The sequence below is a fragment of the Cyclobacterium sp. 1_MG-2023 genome, from assembly GCF_030546805.1.
Lineage (GTDB): Bacteria > Bacteroidota > Bacteroidia > Cytophagales > Cyclobacteriaceae > Cyclobacterium.
In genome coordinates this window covers 37,463-51,307 of sequence record NZ_JAUOPC010000010.1, presented here as the reverse complement: position 1 = coordinate 51,307, position 13,845 = coordinate 37,463, and the positions used below count along the sequence as shown (strand labels likewise).

At 39.6% G+C, this 13,845-nt stretch carries 12 protein-coding genes; 5 read left to right on the top strand and 7 right to left on the bottom strand.

All coding sequences use genetic code 11. From position 1 onward, the window contains the following. Window positions 1-82 precede the first annotated feature (82 nt). Genes Q4534_RS16210 through Q4534_RS16195 form a run of 4 tightly spaced genes read left to right on the top strand, consistent with a single transcriptional unit; the run spans window position 83 to window position 5,167 of the window. The gene (locus tag Q4534_RS16210; RefSeq protein ID WP_303614192.1) at window positions 83-1,729 is read left to right on the top strand and encodes a UxaA family hydrolase; all 1,647 of its coding nucleotides are present in this window, start codon (window positions 83-85) and stop codon (window positions 1,727-1,729) included. A 26-nt stretch (window positions 1,730-1,755) separates the two neighbouring features. Further along, a complete protein-coding gene (locus tag Q4534_RS16205) occupies window positions 1,756-2,571 on the top strand; it encodes an SDR family oxidoreductase (RefSeq protein WP_303614191.1) in 816 nt (271 codons plus the stop codon). A 23-nt stretch (window positions 2,572-2,594) separates the two neighbouring features. Further along, window positions 2,595-3,761: a mannonate dehydratase gene (gene uxuA / locus Q4534_RS16200; RefSeq protein WP_303614335.1), complete on the top strand. Its 1,167-nt coding sequence runs from the start codon at window positions 2,595-2,597 to the stop codon at window positions 3,759-3,761. A gap of 47 nt (window positions 3,762-3,808) precedes the next feature. Beyond that, window positions 3,809-5,167, top strand: coding sequence for a Gfo/Idh/MocA family protein (locus Q4534_RS16195; RefSeq protein ID WP_303614190.1), 1,359 nt, complete (start codon window positions 3,809-3,811; stop codon window positions 5,165-5,167). A 201-nt stretch (window positions 5,168-5,368) separates the two neighbouring features. On the opposite strand, the gene Q4534_RS16190 is transcribed toward Q4534_RS16195, so the two are convergent. Beyond that, window positions 5,369-6,778, bottom strand: a complete 1,410-nt coding sequence (locus Q4534_RS16190; RefSeq protein WP_303614189.1) for an NAD-dependent epimerase/dehydratase family protein — start codon at window positions 6,776-6,778, stop codon at window positions 5,369-5,371. Between the two features lie 99 nt (window positions 6,779-6,877). On the opposite strand from Q4534_RS16190, the gene Q4534_RS16185 reads away from it, so the two are divergent. Then, the gene (locus Q4534_RS16185) at window positions 6,878-10,159 is read left to right on the top strand and encodes an amidohydrolase family protein (protein WP_303614188.1); all 3,282 of its coding nucleotides are present in this window, start codon (window positions 6,878-6,880) and stop codon (window positions 10,157-10,159) included. Here Q4534_RS16185 and Q4534_RS16180 read toward each other — a convergent pair whose 3' ends face one another. The 6 genes from Q4534_RS16180 to Q4534_RS16155 form a co-directional block, all read right to left on the bottom strand. Then, complete coding sequence (locus Q4534_RS16180; protein WP_303614187.1) at window positions 10,160-10,912, bottom strand: AAC(3) family N-acetyltransferase; 753 nt, start codon at window positions 10,910-10,912, stop codon at window positions 10,160-10,162. 274 nt (window positions 10,913-11,186) lie between these two features. Next, window positions 11,187-11,663, bottom strand: a complete 477-nt coding sequence (locus Q4534_RS16175) for a Dps family protein (RefSeq protein WP_303614186.1) — start codon at window positions 11,661-11,663, stop codon at window positions 11,187-11,189. Between the two features lie 25 nt (window positions 11,664-11,688). After that, window positions 11,689-12,003 carry a rhodanese-like domain-containing protein gene (locus Q4534_RS16170; protein ID WP_303614185.1) on the bottom strand — a complete coding sequence of 105 codons (315 nt, stop codon included), beginning with the start codon at window positions 12,001-12,003 and terminating at the stop codon, window positions 11,689-11,691. Between the two features lie 4 nt (window positions 12,004-12,007). Continuing rightward, on the bottom strand, window positions 12,008-12,292 hold the full coding sequence (locus tag Q4534_RS16165; protein ID WP_303614184.1) for a rhodanese-like domain-containing protein: 285 nt from the start codon (window positions 12,290-12,292) through the stop codon (window positions 12,008-12,010). Between the two features lie 232 nt (window positions 12,293-12,524). After that, window positions 12,525-12,752, bottom strand: a complete 228-nt coding sequence (locus tag Q4534_RS16160; RefSeq protein ID WP_303614183.1) for a hypothetical protein — start codon at window positions 12,750-12,752, stop codon at window positions 12,525-12,527. A 310-nt stretch (window positions 12,753-13,062) separates the two neighbouring features. Further along, the gene (locus Q4534_RS16155; protein ID WP_303614182.1) at window positions 13,063-13,818 is read right to left on the bottom strand and encodes an SGNH/GDSL hydrolase family protein; all 756 of its coding nucleotides are present in this window, start codon (window positions 13,816-13,818) and stop codon (window positions 13,063-13,065) included. Window positions 13,819-13,845: the final 27 nt, after the last annotated feature.

Sequence of the window (13,845 nt, the reverse complement as noted above, 5' to 3'; positions counted from 1 at the left end):
AAAAAAGAAGCCCTGAGCCTCTTTTCTTTTAATTTATTTATAAATTGTGCAATCGATTGCTCAAGATAATCAAATAATTGAAATGGTGCATAAAGTTTTACGAATTCATCCTGACGACAACGTTCTGGTTGCTTTAACCGACCTTAAAAAAGGCGAAATTATCCAATTTGAAAACAATGAAATTAAATTAAAAAATAGTGTTTCTGCCAAACACAAATTCACCATTTCCGACTTGGATCAGGGTGAGCAGGTGTACATGTATGGAATTATTGTAGGAAAAGCCTTGTCTCCGATAGCATCGGGAGAAGTCATTACTACCGCTAACCTGGCCCATCAAACGGCTGCTTATACCGGTAAACGCAAAGATTTTAAGTGGGATGCACCAGATGTAAGCAAATGGAAAAACAGAACATTTGATGGTTACCACAGGCCTGACGGACAAGTAGGTACTGCCAATTATTGGCTGGTAGTGCCATTGGTTTTCTGTGAAAACCGGAATGTGGAAATCATGAAACAAGCCTTTGTGGAGGAATTAGGTTTTGCTAAACCTAACCCCTACAAATCCTTTGTTAAGCAAATGAAGCAACTTTACCTGGAAGGCGACAAGGAAGGTTTGGAACAAGTAGGTGTAGAAACCTTGGAACAAGCAGGTGAAGATAAGCTATTTAAAAATATTGATGGAATAAAATTTCTCACACACAATGGAGGTTGTGGGGGAACAAGGCAAGACTCTGAAGCGCTCTGTGCTTTAATTGCCGGCTATATCAACAATCCGAATGTGGCAGGGGCTACCATTCTAAGCTTAGGATGCCAAAATGCCCAACCGGCAATCCTTAAAGAGAAATTAGCCAATATCGATCCGGATTACAAAAAACCTGTGATCATTTTAGAACAACAGGAAGAAGGTACGGAACCTCAATTACTTACCAAAGCCATCCAGTCCACCTTCTTGGCCATGACGGAAGCAGACCAACTGGAAAGAAAGCCTGCCCCTTTAAGTCAATTGACCATAGGGCTGGAATGCGGAGGTTCGGATGGATTTTCAGGAATTTCTGCCAATCCATCCTTGGGTCAGGTATCAGATATAATGGCTGCTTTGGGAGGAAAAACCATCCTTTCCGAGTTTCCGGAACTTTGTGGTGTAGAACAAGAATTGATCAATAGGTGTACTACTGATGAGAATGCTGAGAAGTTTGTTCGTTTGATGCGTGCCTATGCAGCCTCAGCTGAAGCGGTGGGTTCAGGCTTTGATATGAATCCCAGTCCGGGAAATATTAAAGATGGCTTGATTACAGATGCAATAAAATCTGCCGGGGCTGCTAAAAAAGGGGGCACCTCCCCCATTGTTGACATCCTAGACTATACTGAAATCGTCACTAAACCCGGGCTTAGTTTGCTATGCTCCCCAGGGAATGATGTAGAAAGTACCACCGCTATGGCCGGTTCCGGTGCCAATATCATTTTATTTACAACTGGCTTGGGTACCCCTACAGGAAACCCCATTACTCCGGTGATTAAAGTATCTTCCAACCATAAGCTTTCTGAAAAGATGTCTGACATAATAGATGTCAATACCGGAGGAATTATTTCAGGAGAAAAGACCATTCCTGAAATGGGAGATGAACTATTGGAGTACATCATTAAAGTGGCGAGTGGTACCATTAAAGCAAAAGCCGTTTTGTTGAATCAGGATGATTTTATCCCTTGGAAACGAGGCGTATCTCTTTAAATTAAATAGTATAACCATAATATAAAATGTCTCAATTATTTTCAGTAAAAAACAAAGTCATCATCATTAGTGGTGGAACTGGTGTTTTAGGCAAAGCAATTGCCAAGCATCTGGCACAAGAAGGTGCACAGATGGTAATCCTCGGTAGAAATGAGGAAAAGGTCAGTGCACTGGTTAATGAAATCAAGGATGATGGAGGATATGCTTATCCGGCTATAGCAGACGTAACCGACGAAAAAGCCTTATCCCAAGTAAAAGAAGCACTTGAGAAAGAGTTTGAACAAATAGATGTTTTGATCAATGCAGCAGGAGGAAATATGCCAGGGGCAACCGTAATGCCTGATCAAATGCTTACAGACCTATCTTCTGATGCAGTAAAAACCATCATGGACCTTAATTATATGGGTACATTTTTACCGATCAAAAACTTTTTGCCCTTACTAACAAAAAACAAGAAAGCATCCATAATAAACATCTCATCCATGGCCGCCAGCCGACCTATGACCCGTGTGATGGGCTATGCATCAGCAAAAGCAGCCATAGACAATATGACGAAATGGATGTCAGTGGAATTTGCCAAGAAATATGGCGCAGGGTTACGCGTAAATGCAGTAGCTCCGGGTTTCTTTTTGACTGCTCAGAATGAAGCTTTGCTAACCAATAAAGATGGAAGCCTCACCCAACGGGGCAATCAAATCATAGACCATACACCTATGGGTCGATTTGGAAGTCCGGATGAACTTTTTGGTGCAGTGCAATGGCTTTGCAGCGAAGGATCCCAATTTGTGACAGGAACAATTACAGAAATAGATGGGGGATTTAGCGCGTTTTCAGGAGTATGAGTGATAAGAAGCAACCAATATATATGGAGCAAACCATGCGTTGGTATGGTCCAAATGATCCGGTACAATTGTCAGACATCAGGCAGTCGGGTGCCACAGGCATCGTAACTGCTTTGCATCAAATTCCAAATGGGGAAGTCTGGTCCAGGGAAGCCATCAAAGAAAGAAAAGATATCATTGAAGCGGCAGGATTGACTTGGTCAGTGGTGGAAAGTGTACCTGTACACGAGAACATCAAAACTCGATCAGGAAATTTTGAAACCTATATCAAAAACTATCAAGAAAGCATAAGAAATTTAGCTGCAGAAGGCATTGGTACCGTCTGTTATAACTTTATGCCTATTTTGGACTGGACAAGAACCAACCTTGCCTATGAGGTGGAGAATGGTGCCAAAGCCCTGCGTTTTGAAATGAAAGCAATTGCTGCATTTGACTTACATATTCTACAGCGACCCGGTGCTGAAGCAGAATACAGTGAAAGCATGCAACAAAAAGCCAAAGCCTATTTTGACGCCTTGACTGAGGAAGATAAACAACAACTGGTAAACAATATCATTGCCGGTTTACCGGGTGCTGAGGAAGGGTACTCAGTTGAAGACTTCCAAAATGCATTGGACACTTTTAAAGATATTGATGCAGAAAAATTGGGAGAAAATCTCAACTTATTTCTGGATGCTATTATTCCGGTGGCAGAAGAGAATAAGGTACTAATTTGTATCCACCCTGATGATCCACCTTTCCCTATTTTTGGATTGCCAAGGGTAGTAAGCAAGGCAAGTGACTATGATAGAATTCTGGCCAATAATAACAGCCCATTCAACGGATTTACCTTTTGTACCGGCTCATTGGGTATTAGGCCGGACAATGATTTGCCTGCAATGGTAGAAAAATATGGCGAGCACATTCATTTTATTCATTTAAGAAGCACTCAGCGGGATGAAGAAGGCAACTTCTATGAAGCCAACCATATGGAAGGAGATGTACCAATGGCTGATGTGGTAGAAGAAATAGTGAAATTACAGCAGAGAATTGGAAAATCACTTCCTATGCGCCCTGATCATGGCCATCAAATGTTGGATGATCTTGGTAAGGTAACCAACCCCGGCTATTCTGCCATAGGAAGGTTAAAAGGACTTGCAGAACTTCGTGGTTTGGAAATTGGCATTGCCAGAAGTATATTAAACCGGTAGATTGCAAGTATAGAAAACTTTAAAATTTAACAAACCTGAAAATAATTATGAATAATTCAAATGATTCCAGAAGAGATTTTATTAAAAAATCTGCTATGGCTACCATGGGAATTTCCGCTTTAGGAGCTGTAGGCTTTTCCGCAAAAAGCTATGGAAATATCATCGGTGCAAATGACAAATTAAATATAGCTATTGCCGGATTAGGTAGAAGGTTAGGCGCTTATTACGAGCCTATCGGACAAAAATCAAACAATGTAAACCTTAAATATCTTTGTGATGTAATGCCTTCACAAAGAGTAAAGGCCGCTAAAAACTTCGAAAAGCACATTGATTATAAACCAATATTGGAAAATAGTATTTTCAAAGTATTGGAAGATAAAGAAGTAGACGTATTGATTAATGCCACTCCGGATCACTGGCATGCACCGGGTACTTGGTTGGCTTTAGAGGCCGGAAAACACGTTTATGTGGAAAAACCGTGTAGTCACAACCCTTATGAAGGAGAGCTATTGGTAGCTTACCAAAAGCACTACAACAAGGTAGTTCAAATGGGTAACCAACAACGTTCTTCTCCTGAAAGTATTGAAGTAATCAAAGCCATCCATGCAGGTGAAATAGGTAATGTCTACAAAGCCACCGCATTTTATAATTCAGGAAGAGGTGAAGTTCCCCTTCAAAAGAAAGCAAGTCCTCCAAATGGATTGGATTGGGAATTGTTCCAAGGACCTGCACCAAGAAGAGAGTATACCACTGAAACTTGGGATTATAACTGGCACTGGTATGGCTGGGATTATGGAACAGCTGAGTCAGGAAACAATGGTACACACGAGCTAGATGTTGCCAGATGGGCACTACAGGTAGACTTCCCTGAGAAAGTAATTGTGGACTCAGGAAAATACCATTGGCCAAATGATGGATGGACCATGTATGATACCATGGATGCTGTCTTCAAATTCTCCAATAACAGAACCATTCAGTGGGATGGAAAAAGTAGAAACGGGCACAATACCTATGGACCGGGAAGAGGAACCATTATCTATGGTACAGATGGATCTGTTTATGTAGACAGAGGTGGATACAAGATGTTTGATAGAAGAGGAAAGGAAATCAAAAGTAGTGCATCTGAAAGCAAGGAAGCCGGAACTGCCCTAGGTGGAGGTGGTAGCATGTCCACTTTGCATATGGTTAACTTTTTTGATGCGATCAGAGGAAAAGCCACACAAAATAGCCCGATTGATGAAGGTGCAAAAAGTGTATTGCTTTGCCACTTGGCCAATATCGCGTCAAGAACCGGAGAAGTACTTACCTGTGATTCTTCCAATGGTCACATCACCAATAGCAAAAAAGGTAAAGCCCTTTGGAAAAGAGAATATGAAAAGGGATGGGAGCCAAAGCTTAAGGCCTAACCCATTGATTTCAATTGATAAAAATATAAAATCCCTGAAAAAATTTTCAGGGATTTTTTTTGCTCATTGTTAATAGAATGAATTTTAAAAAAAATGGATTATTCAGTCATTCTCTAATTCGGCTTGAGTCTGAACCTATTTAATACGTTAGTATTTTAAGTATTCAATAAATTTGATTTCGAGATCGCTTACCTGGCTTAATTATTTGGAAGTCTTTTTTCCTTTGCCCAATGCATTTAGGTATTTGGCATACCTATTCATTACCCAAAGGTGCAGCCTTGCTTGTGTATTTACATAAATCAACCAAGGGATCTTGGGAACAAATTCATGTATGGCCGAAATAATATATTTCCCACCTAAAACCTCTCTAAATTCCAACCAACCATAATTGGCTCGGCTTACCAAGTAACCTCCGGTAATGTAAAAAAGTTGCCTTTTTTTATCACTCCTGTCCTTTACCCAGGACAATTGAAGCATTGGTTTTTTGATAGAAAATAAATAAAAGCTAATCACTTTATTCTCATCTTCTCTGGCTTTAATTATAGACTTAAAAAAAGTTGGCAACCAAAGCTTGTATCTATTTGCCGCCCAAAAAGCACTTCTACTTCGAATATTGGGCATTCTCTGAATACTTCTCACTGTATTTTTCTGGGTCTTAAGTGCCCTAAACTTCGGTAGAACAGGTTCTTTTTTTGCTTCTAAGGCTATTTTCACAGCTTCATCATAACTTTGGTAGGATATATTAGCGGCCTTAAAAGACAATTCATCCGACACTGTCATGGTATGTTTCAAGCTTTCCACCAATGGTGATACCAATTGAGTAGGGCTTTCGCCAAAATAGCCGACCCATAATTTGGAAAAACCCGGAGAGAAAAAAGGAACAGAGAAAATCCACCTTTTTTTTCCCATTACCACTGCGGTGCGGATCAGCATTTCCTTATAACTCATCACCTCAGGATTCCCTATTTCTATGGCTTTGTCATACACCGCTTCATTCCCCAGACAAGAATCAATTATAGTGAGAGTATCTCTAAGAGAGATGGGTTGTGTCTTTGATTCTGTCCATTTTGGACAAACCATTACAGGAAGTTTTTTCACCAGATTTTTGATCATATCAAAGGAAGAACCTCCTGGCCCTACAATTATACTGGCCCTTAAGGCTGTAAGTGCTGCTGATCCGGTCGATAATGTTCGTTCAACCTCCAAGCGACTTTTCAAATGTTGCGACCATTCTTCTTCAGGTTCTCCTTTAGGCAATATACCTCCCAAATAAATGATCTGCTCCACGGAATTGGCTGAAGCAGCTCTCGCAAAATTGTCCGCCAGAAGGAGGTCTGTATCCTCAAAACTCCCTTGATTGAGCCTGGTGGTAGCATTCATAGAATGTACCAAATAAATGGCATAGTCCACACCTTTGAGAGCCTCTGTAGTGGAGGAAATCGAGTACAATTCCACTTGCCTCCATTCGATTTCTTCCTGAGGATTATTTACTACCTCTTTTCTACTTAAGCCAACAATATGGTAACGGTCTTTGAACCTTTCCATAAACCATTTGCCTATATACCCAGTTGCACCAGCTATGGCTACAACTTTTTTTCTTTCTATAGTCATACTTATATCAACTAGTACCAGCTTAAATTGTTAGTGCTTCTCTAAGTTATTCCTATTTTTGCTTTTATCTTTCTTGAAGTAAATAAAAAACCAATAGTTATGCATAAGTTTTTTCAATTTTTGGTGGTAGCAATGACCCTATCAGTTACAGCAATGGCACAAGAGGAAGCAGATTGGGATGTTTCAAATCCAAATGGTGATTGGGATTTTGACTGGATAAACTTCACCACTGAAGAGGGAACCTGGATGAACCTTGATATTAGCCCTGATGGCAGCACGATAGTTTTTGATCTGCTTGGAGATATTTACTCCATTCCAATCAAAGGTGGTAAAGCGAAGGCCCTTAGAACCGGAATGCCATTTGAAGTGCAGCCTAGGTTCAGCCCGGACGGAAAATGGATTTCCTTTACCTCAGATGCCGGAGGGGGAGACAATATTTGGATAATGAAAGCAGATGGATCTGAAGCCAAACAAATAACAAAGGAGTCTTTTCGTTTGTTAAACAATGCAGATTGGATGCCTGATGGAAATTTTTTAGTTGCTCGAAAACATTTCACCTCAGGAAGGTCTTTAGGCGCCGGCGAAATGTGGCAATATCACATTTCAGGAGGTACAGGTTTGCAACTTACCAAAAGAAAAAATGATCAGCAGGATGTCAATGAACCTTCTATATCTTCCGATGGCAGGTATTTGTATTATAGTGAAGACATGTCTCCTGGAGGAAGCTTTCAATACAATAGAGATCCCAATGGACAAATTTATGTGATCAAAAGGTATGATTTTCAAACCGGAGAAATAAAAACCATCACTGGAGGCCCGGGTGGAGCAGCCAGACCACAAATCTCCCCTGATGGAAGCAAGCTGGCCTTTATCAAGCGGGTAAGAACGAAGACCGTGTTATATATTCATGACCTCAAAACCGGTGAAGAGTGGCCTGTTTACGACCAGTTAAACAAGGACCAGCAAACCGCTTGGGCCATCTTTGGCGTTTATCCGGGCTTTGCTTGGTTACCTGAGGGTGAAGAATTGGTTATCTGGGCGAAGGGTAAACTCCATCGGATTAATACTTCCACCCGTTACCAAAGCATTGTTCCTTTTTCTGTAGATGTGAATATGCCCTTGGCCAAATGGGTTCATTTTGACCATCGTATTGAGCGAGAGGAGTTTTCAGCTAAAATGATAAGGGATGTGAGCACCTCCCCTGATGGTCAAAGCATCGTTTTTAGGGCGCTAGGCTATATATGGACTAAAAAACTACCCAATGGAAAACCAAAAAGGCTGACTAGTGGTGAAGATTTTGAAGCTGAACCCTCTTTTTCTCCGGATGGCAAAAAAATAGCTTTTGTTACCTGGAATGATATAAAAAAAGGGGCCATCTTGGAAATTGACCTAAATAGTAAAAAAATCTCCCCTCTAACAAAAGAAAAAGGAATTTACAGACACCCAAGCTATTCACCGGATGGTAATACATTGGTTTACAGAAAAGAGGGTGGAAACTTGGATCAAGGAAGAACCTTTGCTAAAAATCCCGGACTGTACCTTTTAAATCTTAAATCGGGTCACACTAAATATTTAAATGTCATGGGTGATTTTCCAAGCTTCACTCAAGACGGAAAAAGAATTTTCTTCCAAACCGGAGGAAAGTTTTTTGGAAGCCTGACCAAAAGCTTAAAATCAATCGACTTAAACGGACAAGATGAGCAAACGCATGTGGCCTCTAAATATGGCAACCGTTTGGTTCCAAGTCCGGACAATAAATGGGTTGCATTTATCCACTTACATAAAGCCTATGTGTCACCATTAGTACTTAACGGGCAAACTATAGACCTAGACAACAATAGTAAATCTGTTCCTGTGGCATTACTTGATAAAGATGCCGGATTGTACCTGCATTGGTCAAAGAATAGCGAAACTGTACATTGGATTTTAGGAGACAAATATTTTAGTTCAAATTTGACGGACAAGTTTCCTTTCTTGGCCGAGGGTGACATGACAAATGATATGGAACAAGAAGGCCTTGAAATAGGGCTTACCGCTAAAGTAGATCAACCAAAAGGGAGCATAGCGTTTACCGGGGCCACTATCATTACCATGGAAGGTGAGGAAGTAATTACAAATGGCACCTTGGTAGTTGAAGGGGCTGAAATCCTATCGGTCGGTAAAAGTGGAGAAGTCCAAATTCCTAAAAATGCCCTTGTCTATAATATGGAAGGTAAAACCATTATGCCTGGAATGGTGGATGCACATGCCCATATTGGTGCTTTCAGAGATGGGCTTACTGTTCAGCAAAACTGGCAATTGTATGCCAACCTTGCCTATGGTGTCACTACTTCTCATGATCCTTCTGCCAATAGCGAAACGGTATTTACATTGGCTGAAATGATCAAAAGTGGCCAACTAGTGGGACCAAGAGTATTCAGTACAGGATTTATTTTATATGGTGCAGACGGAGATTTTAAGGCTGTTATCAATAAGTTAGCGGATGCTAAATCCTCCATTCGGCGTACAAAGGCATTTGGCGCTACATCTGTCAAGTCCTATAATCAACCAAGAAGAGATCAGCGACAGCAGGTGCTGCAAGCCGCCAGAGAATTGGGGGTCAACGTGGTGCCAGAAGGAGGCTCAACATTATTCCACAACTTATCAATGGTACAAGATGGACACACAGGTATAGAACACAATATTCCCATTGCTCCGGTTTACAAAGACGTGATTGAGTTTTGGAAAAGGTCGAAGGTGGGCTATACCCCTACCCTAATAGTCAATTATGGAGGGCTTAATGGAGAAAATTATTGGTATCAAAAGACGAATGTTTGGGAAGATAAAAAACTTCTGCGCTTTACTCCAAGAGGGCTAGTGGATGCTCGCTCCCGTCATCGAACCATGGCTCCGGATTCCGAATATGAAAATGGCCATATACTCACTTCCAAACAGGTACAGTCACTTGCTAAAAATGGGGTCAAAATCAACTTGGGTGCCCATGGTCAATTGCAAGGATTGGGTGCACATTGGGAGCTTTGGAGTCTGGTACAAGGAGGAATGTCAAACCATGAAGCTTTAAAAGCAGCCACCATAAATGGAGCAGCTTATATAGGAATGGATAAAGACATTGGATCCATCAATGCCGGAAAATTAGCCGACTTAATTATATTGGACGAAAACCCACTGGAGGACATCCAAAATTCCAATTCAATTTCACATACCATGATTAATGGAAGGCTTTATAAGGCCGACACCATGGATGAAATAGGCCATGAAGCAAAAAAGCGTAAGCCTTTCTATTGGGAAAACAGCCTTTTTCATGAAGCATTCCCTTGGCATGAAAGCATACGAACGTATATGCAGGGTGGTTGTGGCTGCCATGCACACACGAGCCAATAATTAATTGGCTTTATCTATAAAATAAAAGGGGTCTTGTTTCAAATACTTGATCCCTTTTTCCCATATGGCCGAGGCCAACATTACAATGCTTTTGGCTTCCAAAATCTTGCCTGTTCTGTACTCAGAAGGCTCAAGCACATTAAATAGCCGATCATATCGTTGCTCGTAGCCTTTAAACCCATGTCTTTGATAGGTTTTCTGGATCGATTTCCCGTCAGAAAATTGCAAAATATGGTTTACTTTTTCTCCAAATAAATAGGGTGGAATGATTTTCTCTTCCACTGCATGCATGGAAGTATTGGGTCTCGTGCCGCAACCCAAGAACAAGACTTTCCCACCAACAATAGGTAGTCTGGCAAAAGGTGAATAGGGACCACAGGGTGTTTCATCCATGAAATGATCCTTTAAAAGAAAAGTTGCTTTAGCTCCGATTCCGCAAACCGAATGGGTTGGATGAATACTTCTTTTTACACCCGGATATGTTCTAAAGAACTCTGTCAGTGCCCCGACACAGGAAGCTGTATTCTGTTCATTAAAAACAGGCTGTGATTTATTCACGGTTTTATAGGATAAACTAGGCATTAGCAGGGTTCCCTTCTCTCCTATATGCTCGAGAAAAGTTTGAACAAAAATATTGGCCCGATCCGGAAACTTCCCAATGGAATTAAGGGAAGCATGTACCAGCACATGATCTCCTTTTTTTATTCCTAATAAGGATAAATCCCTCCTTATTTGCTTCACATTATCATTCATAAGCAATATTAAAAAGCCAAATCAATTAAATTTCCACTGTACCCAAAATGGTGAACAAAATCTCTTTGCAAAAAGATAGCTATTTCAACTGATATTAAACCTAAAAATAGGATTAGGTTTTTTTACAAATCCACGGTATAAGGCTTGATAAGGGAATATTTACCAATCAAAAAGCTTCCCGGTTTTGCTTGAAAGCAAAACCGGGAAGCTTTTATTGAATTTAAAATAAATTTAATTTTTCTACTGTTAAGAAAAATTGCCCTTTATTTAATTCTCATTTACTTAAGAAGGATGAGTACATCCAAACCAATTTTTCTTGTTCGCTAATATAATCACTCATCAAGGCATTGGTACCTTCATCTTCTGCATCGGCAGATAGCGCCAATAGTTCACGCTGTCTTAGTATGATGGTTTCAAATGCTTCTAATATGCTCTGAACCCCTTCATTCCCATCAGAAACATTACTTACACTTTTAATTTTAGCTACCTTTTTATAGTCATCAAAAGTATGTAAAGGAGTTGCACCCAGTGTTAATATCCTTTCTGCTACTTCATCTACCTTAACCAATAGATCGTTGTACAATTCTTCATACTTCATATGCAGTTCAAAAAACTTCTCACCTTTAATGTTCCAATGTAGCCCTCTAGTGTTTTGATAAAACATCATATAATCTGCAAGTAAATTGTTAAGCCCTTCAGCAAGGGATTTACTTTTAGCAACATCAAGTCCAATTTGATTCGTGTTTTTCATTTTGGTTTATTTTTAAAAATTAATACTAAATTTTACTTTCCAAACTGTTCCAAGCTCCACCATTGTAAACTTCTTTAAAGCCCTTGGCCTTCAGAATTCTTTTGGCTGAGGCACTTCTCATACCACTTGCACAACAAGTGATTATGGGTTGGTCTTTATCATTTAACCTGCCTAGATTGTTATTTAACGTATCTAAAGGCATATTGGTTGACTTTTTAATGTGCCCTCCTTGAAATTCTTTTTTGGTCCGAACATCTACGATTACAGCACCGCTTTTCATTAAATCGGCAAAATTAACTTTAGGCCCAAAACCAAGTATTTGTTTGATTGAATTTAGCATTGTCTTAGACAGTTTGTGTTTGGAAATAATTAACATCCAACCAAGATCCCCCATTGCAACATTCTATTCCCTGTTGTTTCAAAAATTGGGTGGCTTGTCCACTTCTACCCCCGCTCGCACAGCACAGAATTAAAGGCTGACTCAATGATTTAAGTTCCTCTTTTCTGCTTTCAAGTTCTTGTAAGGGTATATTGATTGAACCCGCTGCATTGCCGGCACTAAATTCCATTGGGGTCCTAACGTCTACGATTGTACCTCTATTTTCCTTAATTAACTTTCTAAAATCCATTATAATTCAAGTTTAAATTCCCATTATTAAAACCAACTTAGACCACCGAACCATCAAGCCAGATAGCACAATGTCGTTTGAACACATTTTAATAGACGTGGTTTGTTATAATAAATTAAATTTCATAACTACCCTATCAAAACAATATTCCGTCTATGTTTGATATTGTAAAGGTGCAAAATCTTGATTCCATTTTCAGGGACTTTTGTTACATAAGAAATTAAAAGCATCATTAAACCAATATAAGAACGATAGAAAATAAACTAGTGGATAGGGCTTTAAATATAGAAAAACCACTTGTTACATTTACTGAAAAATTAGTCAATTCAGGATAACTGTTTATCATATCCAATATTCCCAAATACTCCAAATAATCTACCAGTCCGGCAAGTATGGGTAGTTGACAGACATAGAAATAATGCGCATAAAGCTTGTTCAGTTTATTAAGAAAACAAGTCATCAGTAGGCTATAAGAAATACCAAAAAGCGAAGGAAACAACCTATCTACTGGCAGGTGTACAGTAAGCTCCTACCTTCCCTCAAGGCCTTGAATAAGTGGTTTTTGGGTTTATTTGATTGGGAATAAAAAGTATTACTTCATAATGGAAAATCCGATAATAAATAGCCAAAATAAACTCTTTCCACCCTTGAATAAAAGTCTAATTTGAGCTTAACCCCAAACAATAGGTATTTAAACCAATATGTACTCCGAAATCCAAATCTATTTTACCTCCGATTCACTTCAAGTCAAATAACCACAATCCCAAATGCTACTCCTTTAGAAATCCCAAATGCTTACTTGCCTTATTAATCCAAATACGCGCAATTAATTCATGGCCGGCCGGCATGGGGTGTACGCCATCCCACACCCAATATTTTGCAGGGGCCTTTTGGAGAGAAGTATCAAAATGTTCCTGTAAAGCTATGTGAACACAATTATAATCTTCAGCCAACTGCCGAACCATTTTTTGCATTACTTTCATTACCTCTTCCCACTGCTGCTTTTTCTCCTTTGGCCAATCATCTATTAATAAGAAAGGTTCACATAAATATATTGAAGTATTGGGGAGCTCTGCTTTAGTTTTATGGAGCAATTTTTTATACTTCTCCTGCCATTCTTCTAAAGTATATTCATTTGCAATAATCCTTGAAACATCATTTACGCCAATCAGTATGCTCAATACATCAGGTTTTAGATCAATGGTATCTTTTTGCCAACGGTCAAGTAAGTCTTTCACTTTATTTCCACTAATCCCCCTATTATAAAACATTAAATCTTCTTTGGGGTAGTCAAACCAAAGACGGCTAGAAATAAGGTATGCATAACCATGTCCCATAATATGATTCCAGTCTTTGTTTCTTGTGCGGGCACCATCAGTGATAGAGTCACCTTGGAATAGGATCGTTAACCCTTTCTCATTTACTTTTTTTAGGGTGTTTCTAGCCGAAAGAATAGCGGGAAATGTTAAGCCTGCAAAGCCCATTAAACTCATTTTAGAGAAAAAACTTCTTCTTGATTCCTGCATGTACTTATTCAATCAGTTAATCCATTT

Bases quoted from the DNA above. Each gene is read 5' to 3' on its own strand.
- Q4534_RS16180 (WP_303614187.1), bottom strand. From the start codon at position 10,912: ATGAATGATAATGTGAAGCAAATAAGGAGGGATTTATCCTTATTAGGA.
- Q4534_RS16185 (WP_303614188.1), top strand. From the start codon at position 6,878: ATGCATAAGTTTTTTCAATTTTTGGTGGTAGCAATGACCCTATCAGTT.
- Q4534_RS16155 (WP_303614182.1), bottom strand. From the start codon at position 13,818: ATGCAGGAATCAAGAAGAAGTTTTTTCTCTAAAATGAGTTTAATGGGC.
- Q4534_RS16170 (WP_303614185.1), bottom strand. From the start codon at position 12,003: ATGCTAAATTCAATCAAACAAATACTTGGTTTTGGGCCTAAAGTTAAT.
- Q4534_RS16195 (WP_303614190.1), top strand. From the start codon at position 3,809: ATGAATAATTCAAATGATTCCAGAAGAGATTTTATTAAAAAATCTGCT.
- Q4534_RS16205 (WP_303614191.1), top strand. From the start codon at position 1,756: ATGTCTCAATTATTTTCAGTAAAAAACAAAGTCATCATCATTAGTGGT.
- Q4534_RS16175 (WP_303614186.1), bottom strand. From the start codon at position 11,663: ATGAAAAACACGAATCAAATTGGACTTGATGTTGCTAAAAGTAAATCC.
- Q4534_RS16165 (WP_303614184.1), bottom strand. From the start codon at position 12,292: ATGGATTTTAGAAAGTTAATTAAGGAAAATAGAGGTACAATCGTAGAC.
- uxuA (WP_303614335.1), top strand. From the start codon at position 2,595: ATGGAGCAAACCATGCGTTGGTATGGTCCAAATGATCCGGTACAATTG.
- Q4534_RS16160 (WP_303614183.1), bottom strand. From the start codon at position 12,752: ATGACTTGTTTTCTTAATAAACTGAACAAGCTTTATGCGCATTATTTC.
- Q4534_RS16210 (WP_303614192.1), top strand. From the start codon at position 83: ATGGTGCATAAAGTTTTACGAATTCATCCTGACGACAACGTTCTGGTT.
- Q4534_RS16190 (WP_303614189.1), bottom strand. From the start codon at position 6,778: ATGACTATAGAAAGAAAAAAAGTTGTAGCCATAGCTGGTGCAACTGGG.